This window comes from Phormidesmis sp. 146-12, assembly GCF_052939495.1.
This window is the reverse complement of the sequence record NZ_JBJPHS010000009.1, coordinates 36769-54371: the sequence shown is the minus strand read 5'-3', so window position 1 is coordinate 54371 and position 17603 is coordinate 36769. Positions and strand designations below refer to the sequence as shown.

The window sequence follows — 17603 nt, the reverse complement described above, 5'->3', positions numbered from 1 at the left end:
GACGAGATGGTTCAAGCTCAAGCAGAAAATCTGGTACAGGCCGCTCCTAAACGCATGACCTTTGATGAGTTTATCAACTGGTATCCCGAAAACTCAGAGTATCGCTACGAATTACACGAAGGATTAGTGGTCGAAATGCCAAAGCCAAGAGGCAAACATTCACAAATCGGAGGGTTTACAACTTTGAAGCTAGGAGTTGAAATAGAACGCTTGAGCTTGCCTTACTTTATGCCGACAGATTGCATTGTTAAACCAGACGAAGAAGAGTCGGGCTATGAACCGGATGTGATTGTTTTGGACAGTAGCGCCTTGGCATCTGATCCACGTTGGGAAAAGTCATCTACGATTACGCGAGGTGAATCTGCCCGTCTAGTCGTGGAAGTTGTCAGCACTAACTGGAAGGATGATTATTTGAGGAAGGTTCAGGCGTATGAGTCAATGGGCATCCCTGAATATTGGATCATTGACTATTTGGGATTGGGCGGTCGTCGCTATATCGGCTCTCCCAAGCAGCCGACGATTTCGGTTTATCAGTGGGTTGACGGTGAGTATGAAGTGCAGCAGTTTCGCAATCAAGACCGCATTCTCTCAGCCGTTTTTCCAGAATTAACGCTCACTGCCGAGCAGATTTTTAATCCACCGGGGTCGTAGTTTTAGGGACGTGATTGAGAATGCAATCGCTCAACTTCACCCACTTTTCGACACTCAGATCTTCGGCTCTGGCTTGGGGATTTACGTCTAATGATTCGAGAATTTCGGTTAGCTGATCAGGATCGATCGTACTCTTCAAATTATTCTTCAACATCTTGCGCTTGCTCAAAAATCCGGCTCTGATCAGATTTTCTAAATGTCGAGGACTCTGGGCAGGATGAGCGATCGCACGAGGACGCAGCCGGATCACCGCAGAATCCACTTTGGGCGGCGGCTGAAAAGCTTTGGCAGGCACATCACAAATAAATTCGCAGTCTGCCAAATATTGGACTCGCACCGACAACGCACCAAAATGCGTCGAGTCAGGATTGGCACACAGCCGCAGCGCCACTTCTTTTTGTACCAGCAGCACGATCGCGTCCAGGCGCTCTGGATTGGGATGAGCGATCGTTCCCAGCAATTTTTCCAGAATCGGGCCAGTAATGTTGTAAGGAATATTAGCGACGACTTTGTTGGGTCGTTGAAACTCCGGAAAAGGTTCGAGCAGATTGTCTACATCTAACGCCAAAAAGTCCCCTTGTAGCAGTAGAAAGTGATTGATTTGTCCCAATTTCTTAGACAGAAGTTGACATAAGTCGCGATCGATTTCTACTGCGACAACTGCTTGCGCTTGCGTTAATAATTGCCGCGTCAAAACACCTGTACCGGGGCCGATTTCTAAGACGCGATCGGATTGAGTCAACTCCGCAGAACTGACGATTTTGGCCAGGGCTTTTTCGCTCCGCAGCCAATGCTGACCAAATTGTTTACGAGTTTTGGTCACAGATTTATTCAGGCAGTCCGACTAAGTTTTTTGTACCGGGAATAACGGTGCCGATCGTCGAAGCTTTGATGTTTTGCGAGACAAAGAATTCGATAGTTTCAGCTTCGCGATCGGGCGGCACGATCACCACAAATCCTACTCCCATATTAAAGGTATTAAACATCTCTTTGGGTTTGACTTTTCCAGCCATTGCCAACCAGTGAAAGATCGGCAAAACGTCCCATCCAAATAAGTCAATCTCAACCGCCTGATCACTTGCCAAACAGCGCGGCAAATTTTCGGGCAGACCGCCTCCCGTGATATGCGCCATGCTGCGGATGGGAATGCCACTTTTTAAGGCCGCCAAAATCGGCTTCACATAAATCTGAGTCGGAGTCAGTAAGGCTTCTCCCAAAGTTCTGCCATTCAGATCGTGAGGTCGATCGCTCCAATTAAACCCGCGATCCTCGACAATCTTCCGCACCAGCGAAAACCCGTTACTGTGAACTCCGGTACTGGGAAGAGCGATCGCCAAGTCACCAACCTGCACCTGCGAACCGTCTAAAATCTGACTTTTCTCCACGATGCCCACACAAAAACCAGCCAGATCATACTCATTCGCCTGGTAAAAACCGGGCATCTCAGCCGTTTCACCTCCGAGTAGCGCACAGCCAGACTGCTCACAGCCCTGAGCAATACCTTCAACCACTTGCGCCAGTTGTTCGGGTTCCAGATGCCCCGTCGCTAAGTAATCGAGAAAAAAGAGCGGCTCGGCTCCACAAGTCAGCACATCGTTGACGCACATCGCCACTAAATCAATGCCCACCGTGTCATGACGATCGAGCGTATGAGCCAGTTTGAGCTTGGTGCCGACCCCATCCGTCCCCGACACGAGGACGGGTTCACGATAGCCAGTCGGGAGTTGAAACAATCCACTAAAGCCACCAATCCCGCCCAGCACTTCAGAACGATAGGTGCGCTTGACCAGACTGCCAATGCGATCGACAAACGCCCGTCCCGCCTCAACATCAACCCCAGCTTCCCAATAATCCATGAATTCTAACTCTGCGATCGCAATTTCTACTGAGGGTGAAACGATCAAAGAGAAAGCAACCTGCCTCTCCTCACACCTGCCTCCTCACGCCTGACTTCTAAGTAGGCATAAGCCCTCAGCATAACCCACAACCACTATGAAGTTAATGTAAAGTTTTCATGAAGTTCCCATTGTGTAGTTTTGGTAAATAATGGCTACAACGTTCTGACAGCAATCACTTGAGGGTAATTAACGAATTTGAAGATAATGTAAAGTTTTTTTCCATACCGATAGCACCCTGATCCCCTGGGTAAAAACTTCATGCTAGTCTGTTGCAGTTCTGTAACCAGGAGTGAACACGGAACGAGTACGAGTTACACGAGCCATCTTGCGCTTCCGCAAACCGCTTATCGAACTCTCAACTCGATAGCAAGTGACCCTCACACATGGAGATATGAATCAAAAACTAATTAGCGGCCTTACTGCGACCCTGTTGATGACAACAACCTTTGGTGCGACCCACGGCTGTAATGCCGAGTCCACTCAAGCAGTAAGCCAAGGCTCCGAAGCAAACCATCAGGGCGCTTCTAACCCACCCGACTCAGCCTCTCCTACGGGCGATGTTGTAAAAGTGGGTGAGCAACAAACCTCGCAAACTCAAGCCAGAGAGGACAGTATCGCCAAAATCCATTCTCACGAGGTTCAAGGCAAAAAAGCCGCAACCCTCTACGTTCGCAATATTCCAGTGTTGACCTTTGTGGGGTCTCAAACTGCCGCTAACGGCGTAAAAATGGGAGCTTCACAAAGAGATCTAGCCGCCAAAGTCAAGTCTGGTTCCAGTAGCGAATCGACTTCAGAGCCGCGCCAGAATTCTGATACGCAGCCCGATCCCGTTTTGAGAGCTACGGCGATCGCTGCCAAACTCAACCAGCTTTATCGAGATGGGGTCGATGCAAAGCAAATCACCGTGAGTTGGAAGGACTCTAAGAACGGCGATCGTTACGTCATCAAAGCAAACCAGACGACGATCGTATCCGTCAACGCCAATACCATCCTGCCTGACACGACTCACAATGCCGAGCAAGATGCCCTTCAGGTCACCAACCGTCTCCGTCGCATTATTGGCAATGCCTCTCCCTTGAGAGAAGTTCAAAATAAGCCCGCTCCCAGAGTGCAAGAAATCTCTTTGGGGCCCGTCAAGTTTCGCGTCAACGGCTGGGCCTCGTGGTATGGCCCTGGTTTTAACGGAAATGCCAGCGCCAGTGGTGAAATCTTTAACGAGAATGCGATGACAGCGGCTCACCGCTCTTTACCCTTTGGCACTCAAGTCCAGGTGACCAATCTAGACAACGGTCGATCGGTGATTGTGCGAATTAACGATCGCGGCCCCTATGCTGGCGATCGAGTCATTGACCTTTCTGCGGGGGCGGCCCGTATTTTAGGGTTGATCAGCACCGGGATTGCCCCCGTTCGGTTAGAAGTGTTGGAGCCACGCAAACCGATCGCAGCCGGAAATTAGACCTCTTAGAAATAAAGCCTGACGGTCGATCGCGCCTCTACAAGCAGAGCCTACCTTCGTAGACTGGGGAAGCCTTCTAACCCACGAAGAGGACTTTGTTTTGATAGACGCGATCTGAATCGCCAGGCTTATTTTCTGGATTACCTCAAAAATTCTCTTATCTTAAAGTTCCCTAGAATTGGCAGCTTGGGGGGCAAAAGCTTGACATCGAAGCGAAGAACTAGATCTTCTTCGAGTTAACTGCAAGGGGCCGAGTTTACGTTGAATCAAAACTGTTCTGGATTAACGTGAATTCGATGAGGTTTTTTTGCTTCGTTCTTCAGCGCTTCTGCCCCCCAACCCCCCAAAATTGGGGGACTTTCAGACAAGATCTTGGGTTCAAAGTCCCTCACTCGTGGGGGATTTGGGGGGCTGCCTGGATTCACAACCGCAGCGAAAGATTTCATCGAATTCACGTTGGATTAGAACTGTTTTAAGCCTTGTAACGATCGCTCACTTGCCTCTAGCCCTTTACCCTGGATCAAAACGCCGAAAGTGCCCAATCCCATCGGATTCATGTTCATCAACTGATGGATTGCGTCACGGCGTAGAAGGACGGTTTGCAGATCTTGAGCGGTGTTGGCTTCGGTTTGACTGAGTTCGGCTAGTCGATCGCCTAAGCCCAGTGCCATCAAAAATAATCCTTGTTGTGTAAATCCCAAATTCTCTAACCCACACCGTTCGCCTTGACGCTCTAATGCGGTGAAGTCAACGTGAGTGGTGATGTCTTGCTCTCCGAGGTGAATGTAGGGGTCGTTGTGGTGACTGTGTTGGTAGTAGCACTGCAAAGTGCCCTGCGATCGCCTGGGATTGTAATATCTTGCTGCGGTGTGCCCATAGTCGATCGTTAATACATACCCTCGAAGCAGGCGATCGCTGACGGTGCGTAACCAATCCAACGCTGCCAAATTGACTTCAGTGCGGTAGCCATCTTCATAAGAGAGAATGTCAACGTCAATGCAATCAAAGTAGTCAATCAGTTCGGAAGTTGAAGGTTCATCAATAATCTCAACAAGTTCTCCATCGCGAACGCCAACGTAAATTTCTTGTAGTTTTCGATCTGCGATCGTGACTTGATGAACCGGAAAGGCATCCACTAGCTCATTAGAAAAAAAACAGCCTGTGATCGAGGCGGCAGGAATTTCTGTCAGCGATCGCCAATCAATTTGTAAACCCAAAGACTGCCAGGATTGCAATCGCTGTTTTTGTTCGGCGATTAATGCAGGTGATTTTTCGATGATTACATAATTGAGACATGTAGAGCAATCGGAATGACAACGCTGTAAATGATTTAGAACATCGGCTGTAAGTAAGCCCTGCCCTGCGCCCATCTCAACCAGTGTGAAAGGGTTTGGCTTTCCGAGAATCTGCCACATTTCGGCAAATTGTTTTGCTAGCAGTTCCCCAAAGTCTTTAGCTAAATGGGGCGAGGTAAAAAAATCACCCTGCGCCCCAATGTTGGCATTATTTGCAGCGTAGTAACCAGACTGCGGATGGTACAAAACGAGTTCCATGTACTCAGCAAATGAGAGTCTCTGATGAGCGCTTTCTAGAATTTGCTGAATCACTCGATCGCGGAGAACAACACTCCGATCATTCATGAAATTACTCAAAGTTAGGAGAAGTTAAACGGTAGAGGCTCTAAGCTAATTTTGACTTTGCCTATTGCGTAATTAGTTCTAATGAACTAGACTACTCGTACTAAAGCTAGTTTTCTGTGAGAAAAAAATGATTGGACGCTTGCTCACCTGCTGAGTGTCGAGAGTACGATCGTCAGGTTGAACCTGCAAACTCATTAAAAACTTGTCACTTTAGACCAGGCAACTTCAGCAGTTAGAACCTCTACAACAAGGCTTTGCTCGTCTAATTCTTTAGCTGCTACAATTCACTCAAGCTGAAGCAACTGCTTCCTTATTCAAGGTCTCAAACGCAATCATAAACTCTGCATTGGGACGAGTTTGCTTTAAAACTTTCACATAACAATCTGCATCGTTGCGACGACGAAAGCGAATTACGGCCTGACGTTGCAAATCGGGCAGCAATTGATAGACAACCCAGGGAGTTAACTGCTCTTGGTAGTTCATAGTACGAAGGGGAAAATGGGGTGTATGAGGACAAACCTTAGCCGAGACAATCGAAGTAGTTTTCAGGAGTAGAGCACTATCTGTAGCGGTTTGCTTTAGTGCTACTACTAGAGATAGCGGTTTATTCTGGAAATGTCAACTCCTTTCTGAGCCAAAGATTTGAGGCGGAGATTCAGACGATCGAAGCAGCGTAGAACTATTCACGACGCAGCCCGCTGTAATTTTGGAGAGGCTTAAAAAGTTGTGGAAACCAGAAACTGCATCGTTGAACTCCGAATAAAATCCATCGTGCAGTCAGAGGTACGATCAGAAAACCTATCGTCGCTAACGTCGATCGAAAATTGGGCCCGTCGATTGCTCGACCCTCCTGGCTGTTTTTGTATATCGCCAACACAAACCAAAAGGGACGCAACTGCAAGCACCATTTTCATGAGCCAACGCCACGTTATACCGCCTCATTCAAATCTTTTGCAAAGTCACAAAAGGAAAATAGATTAGGTCAAACCTCTGCACGTCAAAGCGGCTGACTGCTGGCGGTAATAAAGTTGCTCCAGCAAGCTTGACCGGATTTCATCCTATCGTAAAACGGCTCAGTTCGTGTGAAATTTGTTTTTCTTTATTGATTGTGTTGCAAACCGCAACAAAGCCCTCAAACCTGCAACGCACCTTAACTTTGACACTCTAACACCGTGATCCCAAAAAAAATGTAGAGACGGAACAAAATCGCATCTCTACATGCAAGCAAAAAGTTAAGAGAACGAACAAAGGAGTCTTAGCGATCGTGAATTGAATAAGATCGATGATTGCCTGGTCGCTTCGCCCCCTAAATCCCCCAAATTTGGGGGACTTTGAGAAAGAAGGAATTCTAGAATCTAAGGCAGTTTCGCGGTTCAAAGTCCCCCAAATTTGGGGGATTTAGGGGGCAGAAGCCGAATCAAACGAAGCGAAACCGCGAGAATTACAGGTTGTTTAATTCACGATCCTCAGCGATCGACCGACCCCATGATGATGTCGATGCTGCCCAAAATCGTCACAATGTCCGCAACCTTCATTCCTTTCAACAAATGAGGCAAGATTTGCACATTGTTGAAGTCAGCCGCCCGAATCTTCCAGCGCCAAGGGAATACGTTGTCGTCGCCCATGATGAAGATGCCTAGCTCACCTTTGCCACTCTCCACTCGAACGTAGTGTTCGCCCTTGGGAATTTTGAAAGTGGGGGCAATCTTCTTGCCAATGTACTGATAATCAAACCCATTCCATTCTGACTTGGGGCCTTCAGCCATTCTCTTGGCTTCCAGGTTCTCAAAGGGGCCGCCGGGTAGACCTGCGATCGCCTGACGAATAATCTTCACCGACTCCCGCATTTCACGAATTCGCACAATGTATCGGGCATAGCAGTCTCCTGCCGTTTCCCAGTGCACATCCCAATCAAAATCGTCGTAGCATTCGTAGTGATCGACTTTTCGCAAGTCCCACTTGACTCCAGAAGCTCTCAGCATGGGGCCAGACAGTCCCCAGTTAATGGCTTCTTCACGGTTAATCGTGCCAACCCCCTCCACTCGTTTGCGGAAAATCGGGTTGTCTGTAATCAGGCGCTCATACTCATCCACCTTGGGCATAAAGTAGTCGCAGAAGTCCAGACATTTGTCCACCCAGCCATAGGGTAAATCGACAGCCACGCCACCGATGCGGAAGTAATTGTTGTTGACCATGCGATAGCCTGTAGCGGCTTCCCACAGATCGTAAATGAGTTCGCGTTCGCGGAAGATGTAGAAGAACGGTGTTTGTGCGCCCACGTCTGCCATAAAGGGGCCAAGCCAGAGCAGGTGATTGGCGATGCGGTTGAGTTCCAGCATGATCACGCGGATGTAGCTGGCACGCTTGGGAACGGCGATCCCCGCAAGCTTTTCGGGAGCGTTGACGGTGATGGCTTCGTTAAACATGCCTGCTGCGTAGTCCCATCGGCTGACGTAGGGCACGTACATGATGTTGGTGCGATTTTCGGCGATCTTCTCCATGCCTCGGTGCAGATAGCCGATCACGGGTTCGCAGTCAATCACATTTTCGCCGTCCAGGGTCACAATCAGGCGCATCACTCCATGCATAGACGGGTGGTGCGGCCCCATATTGAGAACCATCGGTTCGGTCTTGGTTTCAAGCATTGCCATCGTTGAACAGTCTCCCCTTGCGATCGAGTTGGTTCAGTTTTAGCGATCGGTGCAGATGGAGCGAGACGCAATCGATCCCAAACACCCAAAGCCTTGTGCTGCTATTTGTTTCGCTTTCTTAATTATAGAGATGAATCGTCCGGAGAGTTGTCTACGGTTGACTGAAGTCATTATCACCCTTACCCAGGGGAACGATAGGTTCATTTCTATACCGTTGGGAGCAAAAACGGATGACGCACGAACAGTTTGATGCGCTGGTAGAAAAGCTAGAACGATTTGCCCACCAGGAGCCTGCCAGCTATCGATTTCGAGTAGGGCTGTTGGCCGCCCTGGGCTATGCTTATCTGATTTTGATTTTGGTGGGGCTGTTGGGGCTGGTTGCATTGCTCGTGTCGATCGTGTTGTTTAGCCATCGAGTCAATGCCTTAATGATCAAGTTGGGGGCGTTGCTGTTGATTCCGGTGTGGGTAATTGTGCGATCGCTCTGGGTGTCTTTTCCGCCGCCTCAAGGCATCAGTTTGTCTCGTCAGCAGGTGCCTCAGTTGTTTGCGCTGGTGGATGAGTTGACCACCAAGCTGCAAGCGCCTCAATTTCACCACATTTTGCTCGATCGCAACTTTAACGCGGCCGTTGTCCAGGTGCCGAAGTTGGGGGTTTTTGGCTGGCATCAAAACTATCTGCTAGTTGGATTGCCTCTAATGCAGGCGCTTTCTGTCGAGCAGTTTCGAGCGGTTGTGGCTCACGAATTGGGGCATCTTTCGGGCAATCATTCGCGCTTTGCGGGGTGGATCTATCGAGTCAGAAAGACCTGGATGCAGATTTTTGAGCGGTTTCAAGACAGTCAGCATGGAAGCTCGGTGCTGTTTGATCGCTTCTTTAATTGGTATGCGCCGTTCTTTGGGGCTTATTCTTTTGTGTTGGCAAGAATGAACGAATATGAAGCCGATCGCTGTGCCGTTGAGGTAGCTGGAAACCAGCATATTGCGGAAGCCTTGATTGCGGTAGAAGTGAAGTCCAAATTTCTAGAAACGTCTTTTTGGGCAGAGGTCTACAAGCAGGCAGAGCATCAGGCTGATCCCCCGGCGATCGTTTACAGCAATCTGAGAACGGCGCTGCGAGATCCAATCCCTACCGAAAGGAGTTCTCAATGGCTCCAGCAGGCTCTAATTGAGAAAACCAGCAATGCCGATACTCATCCCTGTTTGGGCGATCGACTCAAAGCAGTGGGCTATCTGGCTTCTGAAGAAACGCTGCCCAATCCGGTTCAGGTCAGTGCGGCGGATCAATTGCTGGGTGAAATGGCTCAACAGTATGCTGCTCAGTTTGACAAAGATTGGTCGATCGAAGTTTCAACTCCCTGGCGACAGCGCTATGCGTCTCTACAAGAGTCTCGTCAGCAGCTAGAAGATTTGGAGCAGAGAGCCAGAATTGAGACGCTTCCTTTTGAAGAGTTTTGGACTCAGACCGTCTTGACGCTCGAAATCAAGGGCCAAGAGATTGCTCTGCCAATGTTACAAAAGATTTTGCAGCAGGATGACACTTACTGGGCGGCTCACTACACGTTGGGGCAGTTGCTCTTAGAGGAACAGAATGAATCGGGCGTAGCGCATCTGGAAACGGCGATCGCTCAAAATTTTAATGTGGCGATCGACGCTTATCAGTCTCTCTACACATTCTTTTGGAGACGGGGCGACACAGAGCGAGCAAAGGCTTATCAGACTCGACTTGAGCAGCATTATGAACTGATGACCAAAGCACAACGGGAACGATCGGGGGTTTCGGAAAGCGATCGTTTGGTGTCCCAGTCTCTCTCGCCGTCGGAGGTGGAGGCGTTGTGCGAAACGTTGGCGGCTCATCCTCACGTCAAAGAGGCTTATCTGGTGCAAAAAGAGGTGACTTACTTTCCTGAGCGGACGTTCTGCGTGTTGGGAATTGTGCAAGAGAAAAATTTTATGGGATCAGGAAAACTCACCGCCGAGCAGTTTGATCAGTTGGTCAATGCACTACAGTTTCCGGTTCAAGCCTGGATTGTCATTCTGAATCAGAGCGGGAACGGTAAGCTAGAAAAGCGGTTCCGACAGGTTGACAAAGCCTTAATTTATTCAAAATGAAGGATGACGTTGTAGAAACTGCCTTTGCCCATATTCCCGTTTTGAGTCAGGAAGTGGTCGAAGGCTTGGCGATTCGATCGCAGGGTCACTACCTGGATGCGACGGTGGGCGGCGGCGGGCACAGTGCCTTAATTTTAGCGACAGCGGAGGTCAGGGTGACGGCGATCGACCAGGATGATCAGGCTCTGACGGCTGCCCAAGAAAAGTTAGCTGAGTTTGGCGATCGTGTTCAGTTTCAGCAGAGTAACTTTGCCAAGTTTGATCCTGGTGACCTGAAGTTCGATGGAATTTTGGCAGACTTGGGCGTAAGTTCGGCTCAATTTGATATTGGCGATCGCGGCTTTAGTTTTCGGCACACGGCCCCGTTGGATATGAGAATGGATCGCCGTCAAGATCTCACGGCTGCCGACGCGATCAATCATTGGGAAGAAGCAAAACTGGCAGAGATTTTTTACACCTTTGGCGAAGAAAGACTGTCTCGGAAAATTGCCCGAAGAATTGTTGAGAAACGTCCGTTTCAGACAACGACGGAACTAGCGGAAGCGATCGCTTATTCAGTACCGCCCAAATACCGTTATGGTCGAATTCATCCTGCAACTCGCGTGTTTCAAGCGCTACGAATTGCCGTTAATCAAGAACTTTTAGTCTTAGAAACCTTCATCGACAAAGCTCAAAGTTGGTTAAAACCAGAAGGTAGAATTGCCATTATTAGCTTTCATAGTTTAGAAGATCGAATTGTTAAACATCGCTTTAAAGAATCACCATTGCTCAAAGTTTTAACTAAGAAACCAATCATTGCTCAAGATTCAGAAGTCAAGCAAAACCCAAGGGCGCGATCGGCCAAACTCAGAATTGCAGAACGATTGGTTGAATGAGCTTTAAGCGGAATGATCCTGACGACCTTCCCGTTCTTCGACCATCTTTTTGAACCTGATTGACTGACAAATCTTTTCAGGTAGGTTGGGTTTCACCAGGTTCAACCCAACGTTAGCAACGGTAGAAAGGCTGCTGTTGGGTTCCGCGTTGCTCAACACCAACCTACGAAGAATCGAGGGTTTCAGGAGTTTTGTCAGTCAACCAGCTTTTTGAACACTTCAAACTGTTGTTCTGCCTCTTCCATTGTTTTAGGTGGCTCAAACCAAACTGCCTCAGAATCAGGAGTGCGCCGACTCACCAAAGCGTCTAGCGCTTCCAAGTCGTCCCGGTGAGATAAAACATAAGCCCTTAGTTCAGCTTTGGACATCGCTTCAAAGTTCGGCTTCATTAATGAACCTCCAGAATCCATTGGGAAATACGAGAATTTGTAGTTCTTCACCCGCCATGATGAAGACGTAACTTTTTTGATCATTAAAACGAAATATCTCAATATCTCGATAGCAGTTGGACAGCCATTGGCAGGTGATTAAGCAAGTGATCGCTTGAGCGTGAGTTGGAAAAGTGGGTCGTTCCTCAATTCTGGCACAGATATTTTTGCATACTGTCGTTCATTCTGAGCGAAGAGTTTTGGACGAAGAAGCATCACGATCATCGCTCCCACCCTTCAAGAAATCTGGGTAGCTCAACTTTAAAGGTGGTTCCTTCTCCTAATTTGCTCTCAACAAAGATCGAACCTTTCATCATTTGAACGAGCCATTTTGTAATTGCTAAACCTAATCCAGTGCCGGGATGTCTGCGCGTGATGGTTTGGTCTAGCTGCTTAAATTCTTCAAAAATTTTTGCAATGTTTTCTGGAGCGATGCCAATTCCAGTATCTTGAACGACGATCGCAACCTGCTGATTTTCAACCTCCAAAACTTCAACTCGAACAGTACCCACGTCGGTAAATTTGATGGCATTAGAAATCAAGTTAACTAAGATTTGCCTCAGTCGAGAACTATCATTAATAATCCAAGAATTGGTCAGATGAAGTTCTGTTTCTAAAGCGAGATTTTTTTGTTGAGCAAGCGATCGTAGTTCTGAAGTCGTCGCAATTATTAACTCGGGTAAACTGAGCCGTTCAAGTTTAAGCTCTAGTCGGCCGGCTTCAATTTTTGATAAGTCTAGAATGTCGTTAATCAACGCTAATAAGTTTTTGCCATTATTGAGGATGCGATCGACCATTTCGACTTGAGGCGGAGATAGCTGACGCTGACGTAACAACAGTTGAGAAAAGCCCATAATTGCATTCATTGGTGTTCGCAATTCGTGGGACATGGTGGCGATGAACTGTGACTTAAGTTGAGCCGCTTCGACTAATTTAAGATTTTGTAATTGAATCTGTTGACGCTGATTTTCTAACGCCTGATTTTGCTGCGCCAGAATTGCATTTTGAATCGCTAACTGTTCTTCTCGTTCTTCTAAGGCATTAATTAATTGGGCATTATTAAGGGCGATCGCCGCCTGCTCTCCAAACGCTACCAGCAAGCGAGTATCTTCTTCATCAAAGGCGGAGGTTTCGTCCCAGTTGCCCACCGCAATCACCCCCAATCTTCCGGCTTGAGCAGATTCGATCGTGACGGCGCAGAGAGAAGCGGGGAGGAAGGAGGAGGGAGGAGGGAGGAGGGAGGAGTGGGCGGAGTCAAGGGTTGGGTGAATGACGTGGGTTTCTCCGGTGAGGAAGACGTGTCCTAAGAGTCCCTCGCCGGGTTGGAAGGCTTCGTTGATCGGAAACTCGTTGCGATCGAGTCCTGTGGTGGCGGTCAACTCTAGCTGTTGAGTTTGAGCATTTTGCAGGACAATTAAGCCAAATTTGGCACCGGGGATCGCTTCACAGACCGCATCGATCATGACTTGCAGGAGTCCAGGCAGATTGGTCAGACGCTGATTGAGCAAATCGGTAAGCTGCTGGAGCGTTCGCAGTTGTTGTTGTTGCTCGTTGAGGACGACGATCGCTTGTCTGAGACTTTGTTCGGCACTTTGGGTCGCTTGATAGAGACGGGCATTTTCGATGGCGAGCGCGGCCCGGCGGGCTAAATCTTCGGCAAGCGCTAGATCAGACTCGGTATAACGGCGGGACTCAGCCGCAGAAAAGGTAATCGCTCCCAAAATTTGCTGTCTCATTAACAGCGGCACCACCATCACCGACTCAAACCCAAAGGTTCGCAGCAGATCATAATGCTCGGTGTCTTGGGCCAGGCTTTTGAGATAAGTGTCAGAAATTTCGGGATGAAAGCTGGATCGCCCCGTTCTCAACACTTCAGGAATGCTGTCAGTAGAGTTAAAGTCGATCGGGTAGCGCTGCCTAAACTCCCGAAACGCAACAATCTTCTCAGGATCAGTGTGATAGAGCGCAGCCAGGTGAGGCTGTTCGTTTTGAATGGTGTGAATTATGCACCAGTCAGCCAGATAAGGAACCGCAAGCTGGGCCAGATTTTTGAGAATTGTGGCGGCATCCAGCGAACTGGCAAGCAAAATGCTGGCATCGGCCAAAAAACGCTGGGATTCCTCAACACGTTTGCGATCGGTAATATCCACAAAGGCCCCCACACAGCCTCTTGAATTGCCATACTCGTCAAATAAAGGAGCGACTTCTGAAAGGATTTTGGTTATCTTGCCGTTTGATTGAACGAGATCAAGTTCTAAGCCAGAGAGTGGAATTCCAGTCATCGCCGCCCGCTGCATTGGCAATTCAAGTGGCAACAATTCTCGACCATTTTGCAAAATTTTATAGGGCAATTGATCGCCATCTGGCTGACTTTTTGAAGCGTTTTGTTGAGGCGAAATTCCTAATTGTTGGCTCAAATTTGCATTAACTTTAATCTTTTGACAAGTGGGATCGTCTGCAATTCCAATGCCGATCGGAATGACATCCAGCAGCGTTTGCAGTTCGGTAACGCGATGTTGTAAATCTCGATTGAGTTGAATAATCTTTTCTTCGGCTTGCTTGCGTTGAGTAATGTCGCTGATGATCCCCGACATGCGAAAAATTCTGCTTGATCCATCCTTTTGGGCCTTGCCGCGCGAGGTGCAATAAAGATAGCTGCCCGAAGAATGCTGTAAGCGAAACTCAACATCAAAGGGAGTACCCTGTTCTAAATGAGCCACGATCGCTCGCAGCACTTGATCTTGATCTTCAGGATGAATTAGCCGAAAAAAAGCGCTTTGAGCGGCTCCTAATTCTTCTCGTGATATTCCGACAATTTCAAAAAGACGATCGTTACAAAAAACCTCGTTTTGGTAAATGTACCAATCCCAAATTCCATCGTTTGACCCTTCTAAAACTAGTCGATAGCGTTCTTCACTTTCTCTAAGTTTTTGGGTGGCTTGGGCTGCTTGAAGTTCGGCCCGATTGACCCGAACAGCACTTCGCAAACTTCGCGCCAAAGTATCGGATGAAAGTGCATTTTTAGACAGATAATCATTTGCGCCTGCCTTCATCAATTCCACAGCAAGCTGTTCGTCTCCTTGACCTGTGAGTACAATCAGCGCGATCGCAATCTTTTGTTGTCGAATCTGCTGTACCAGACTCAATCCATCGCCATCGGGCAACTGATAATCTAGCAGTACACAGTCAAAGTCTTCTTGTTGTAATTGTGCAATTGCTGCCTCATAACTATCGACCTCGATCGCTTGGGGAATGTCCGCCGCCCGCAGCGATCTCTGAACTGACAGACGATCAATGCTGTCGTCATCAACAATCAGGATTTTGAGCGTCTCATTCATAGCAGGCAACAGGTAACAAGGGGCAATTAGCGATTAACTGAGTTCAGCACGATCGACTTTTCAGGCTTTTGAAGTTGAGCGATCGTCGCTAACAGCTAACTGCTTTCAAGGCATTTCTTCTAAGGCATTTCACAGAGCATCCAATACTTGTTAAGCGCGGCCATCGACTCCAAAAATCGAGAAAACGTCACAGGTTTGAGAATGTAACCCGCCACATTGAGGTTATACGCCTCTACTTTATCGTTATCTTCGTTGGATGTCGTCAGGACGATGACGGGGGTACTTTTGAGGCGATCGTCGGCTCTCAGTTCGCGCAAAAATTCAATGCCGCCCATCTTTGGCATGTTCAAATCAAGCAAAATGAGTCGGCGATGAGGAGGAACGGTGGGCGGATCTCCTCGCAGCATGTCCAAGGCTTCAAACCCATTATTGGCAACAAACAGAGGATTGGTGATGTTATGTTTCTTAAACGCTCGTTGAACGTTCATGACATCCACCTCGTCATCATCGACCAGCAGGATGTTTAACATTTTTTCTTCTAACATATTGAGCCTTCGATCTCTATCTTCACAATTTGTATAGAATTTGGGATCACTCGTTAGAAAGGCGTTAGAAAGATTAGAGGGTAGAGGTTTAGCGGTAACTGTTAAACCAGGTTGTCAAGAAGATTACACAACTTAACAAGGAGTTAGCTTGGTAAAGTCTTGAGCCAAGTAAAGCGAAACGTTGCCCCCTTGCCGACTTCTGACTCCAGCGAGATGTGCCCTCCTTGACTCTCCACAATCTTTTTAACTAAAGAGAGACCGATCCCCGTGTTTTCCGCTTTGTCGCGAGCCTGCAATGTTTGAAAGATTACAAATATCTTCTCGTGGAACTGAGGCGCGATGCCCACACCATCATCCTGCACCGTGAATTCGTAAAACTTGCCCTGGTCGATCGCCTCGATTTTCACCTGTCCGATCGGTTTACCGTGATGTTTGATCGCATTGCTGATCAGGTTGGCAAACACTTGCTCAAGTCCGAGGCGATCGGTTCTCAAAGTAGGCATGGGCCCGATCTGAAGATTGAAGTTGGGCGGCGGGGCAATCAGATCGAGAATGCCATTGAGTAAGTCTTTGACAGAAACCACTTCCGGGTTGAGGGGGGCGCGTCCGACTCGTGAGTATTGTAGTAAGCCATCAATCAGACCTTCCATCCGGTGTACTCGCCCTCGCAACAAGCCCATTTGATGGCGCGTTTCATCCGTTAGCACCGCTTCTAAGTCTTCCTCGATCCACTGCGAAAGGCTAGAAATGGCTCTCAGGGGCGCTTTGAGATCGTGGGAAACGACGTAGGCAAACTGATCTAATTCTTGATTGCGCTTTTCTAGAATGGCAGCCGTGTGGGCCAAAATTGTGGTCGTTTGCGCCAATTCTTCGGCCCGTGTCGCAAGGCTGATTTCTGCCTGCTTGCGGGCTGTGATGTCGATACAAGACCCGATGTAGCCCGCAAATTCACCATCGCCCAAAAATCGAGGAACGCCCCGATCGAGCAGATCCCGATACTCTCCATCCGATCGCCGCAGCCGATACTCCATTTCAAATGACTGTCTCGCCTCAAATGCTGCCTGATAGGTTTGCTCAACGTCAGAGCGATCGTCAGGATGCACGCCTTCTAGCCAACCGTTGCCGATTTCTTGATCGAGCGATCGTCCGGTAAAGTCCAGCCAGCTTTGATTAAAGAAATTGCACAGCGCATCAGTTCCCGCAACCCAAAGCAAAACGGGCGCAGTGTCAGCCATCTTGCGAAACCGATCTTCACTTTCTTGAAGGGCTGCATGAGTTTTGGCTTGTTCTGCCTCCATGCGCTTGCGATCGCTGATATCGAGACAGGCTCCTACCCATTCCCGCAGGCTGCCATCTTCGTTGATCGCTGGAATTCCGCGCACCGCAAAGTCCCGATAAATGCCGTCTGCGCCTCGTAGTCGATATTCCACCTCATAGAGAATGCGATCTTTGAGAGCCTGAGTCCAAACTTGGGCCACGAGTTCACGATCGTCAGGATGCACTGCTTGAATCCAACCCCAGCCAAGAATTTCTGCTTCAGTTTGTCCGGTGTAGGCGCTCCAGGCAGGCATCGGCGTAACCACCCGTCCTTCGGGATCGGTATTCCAGACGATGAGAGGAGTCGCTAACACGGGCGATCGAAACCGTTCTTTGGGGTCTCCGATTACGGAATGAGAAGATCTATTTTCTGCTTGAAACTCTGCTTGAGACATCACTCTAAATCAAGCTTCTGGACAGGTCGTTTCTATTAAGCAGGATTGGGCAAAGGGTGTCTATTAATCTCAGGGAGTAATTTAGTTACTGAAGGGAGAACGCCAGTGATTGAGTCAATAATCCTCTGCCGCTTGCTGGTTTCGTCCTCTCCTGAGATAGATGTTACTGTTGGCTTCTCACGTAGGGCTGAGAAATAATTACATTGATTTGTGTCTAGCACCACCGAGTCTTAATCAGATCGCCAAGAGGACACAAGTTTGATAAATTTCTGCCTAAAGGAATATCTCAGAGGTCATA

Annotated in this window: 14 protein-coding genes; 4 read left to right on the top strand and 10 right to left on the bottom strand. The window is 48.4% G+C overall.

Going from position 1 to position 17603, the window contains the following annotated elements; all coding sequences use genetic code 11:
• Positions 1-6: 6 nt before the first annotated feature.
• Entirely contained in the window at positions 7-651 is a 645-nt protein-coding gene (locus ACKFKF_RS06165) for a Uma2 family endonuclease (RefSeq protein ID WP_446866873.1), read from the top strand.
• Here ACKFKF_RS06165 and rsmA read toward each other — a convergent pair.
• Positions 632-1474, bottom strand: a complete 843-nt coding sequence (gene rsmA, locus ACKFKF_RS06160; RefSeq protein WP_446866871.1) for a 16S rRNA (adenine(1518)-N(6)/adenine(1519)-N(6))-dimethyltransferase RsmA — start codon at positions 1472-1474, stop codon at positions 632-634. The two genes, ACKFKF_RS06165 and rsmA, sit on opposite strands and share 20 nt — an antisense overlap.
• Positions 1475-1478: 4 nt before the next feature.
• On the bottom strand, positions 1479-2555 hold the full coding sequence (gene purM, locus ACKFKF_RS06155) for a phosphoribosylformylglycinamidine cyclo-ligase (RefSeq protein ID WP_446866870.1): 1077 nt from the start codon (positions 2553-2555) through the stop codon (positions 1479-1481).
• A gap of 385 nt (positions 2556-2940) precedes the next feature.
• On the opposite strand from purM, the gene ACKFKF_RS06150 reads away from it, so the two are divergent.
• Positions 2941-4005 carry a septal ring lytic transglycosylase RlpA family protein gene (locus ACKFKF_RS06150; RefSeq protein ID WP_446866869.1) on the top strand — a complete coding sequence of 355 codons (1065 nt, stop codon included), beginning with the start codon at positions 2941-2943 and terminating at the stop codon, positions 4003-4005.
• A 461-nt stretch (positions 4006-4466) separates the two neighbouring features.
• Here ACKFKF_RS06150 and ACKFKF_RS06145 read toward each other — a convergent pair whose 3' ends face one another.
• From ACKFKF_RS06145 to ACKFKF_RS06135, 3 genes are all read right to left on the bottom strand, one after another.
• Positions 4467-5645: a class I SAM-dependent methyltransferase gene (locus ACKFKF_RS06145; RefSeq protein WP_446866868.1), complete on the bottom strand. Its 1179-nt coding sequence runs from the start codon at positions 5643-5645 to the stop codon at positions 4467-4469.
• A 288-nt stretch (positions 5646-5933) separates the two neighbouring features.
• A complete protein-coding gene (locus tag ACKFKF_RS06140) occupies positions 5934-6128 on the bottom strand; it encodes a hypothetical protein (RefSeq protein WP_446856296.1) in 195 nt (64 codons plus the stop codon).
• Between the two features lie 983 nt (positions 6129-7111).
• Positions 7112-8296, bottom strand: coding sequence for an NAD(P)H-quinone oxidoreductase subunit H (locus tag ACKFKF_RS06135; RefSeq protein WP_446856297.1), 1185 nt, complete (start codon positions 8294-8296; stop codon positions 7112-7114).
• Positions 8297-8526: 230 nt separating this feature from the next.
• Between ACKFKF_RS06135 and ACKFKF_RS06130 the strand changes: the two genes are divergently transcribed.
• Entirely contained in the window at positions 8527-10407 is a 1881-nt protein-coding gene (locus tag ACKFKF_RS06130) for a M48 family metalloprotease (RefSeq protein ID WP_446866867.1), read from the top strand.
• Positions 10404-11282, top strand: a complete 879-nt coding sequence (gene rsmH / locus ACKFKF_RS06125; protein ID WP_446866866.1) for a 16S rRNA (cytosine(1402)-N(4))-methyltransferase RsmH — start codon at positions 10404-10406, stop codon at positions 11280-11282. Before ACKFKF_RS06130 ends, rsmH begins: the two co-directional genes overlap by 4 nt.
• Before the next feature lie 194 nt (positions 11283-11476).
• Here the strand turns inward: rsmH and ACKFKF_RS06120 are convergent, their stop codons facing one another.
• From ACKFKF_RS06120 to ACKFKF_RS06100, 5 genes are all read right to left on the bottom strand, one after another.
• Positions 11477-11671 carry a DUF6887 family protein gene (locus ACKFKF_RS06120; protein ID WP_446866865.1) on the bottom strand — a complete coding sequence of 65 codons (195 nt, stop codon included), beginning with the start codon at positions 11669-11671 and terminating at the stop codon, positions 11477-11479.
• Positions 11655-11861, bottom strand: coding sequence for a DUF6888 family protein (locus ACKFKF_RS06115; protein ID WP_446866936.1), 207 nt, complete (start codon positions 11859-11861; stop codon positions 11655-11657). The genes ACKFKF_RS06120 and ACKFKF_RS06115 overlap by 17 nt, the downstream gene beginning before the upstream one ends.
• 70 nt (positions 11862-11931) lie before the next feature.
• On the bottom strand, positions 11932-15048 hold the full coding sequence (locus ACKFKF_RS06110) for an ATP-binding protein (RefSeq protein ID WP_446866864.1): 3117 nt from the start codon (positions 15046-15048) through the stop codon (positions 11932-11934).
• A gap of 119 nt (positions 15049-15167) precedes the next feature.
• Entirely contained in the window at positions 15168-15593 is a 426-nt protein-coding gene (locus ACKFKF_RS06105) for a response regulator (protein ID WP_446866863.1), read from the bottom strand.
• Between the two features lie 143 nt (positions 15594-15736).
• On the bottom strand, positions 15737-17305 hold the full coding sequence (locus ACKFKF_RS06100) for a sensor histidine kinase (protein WP_446866862.1): 1569 nt from the start codon (positions 17303-17305) through the stop codon (positions 15737-15739).
• Positions 17306-17603 lie beyond the last annotated feature (298 nt).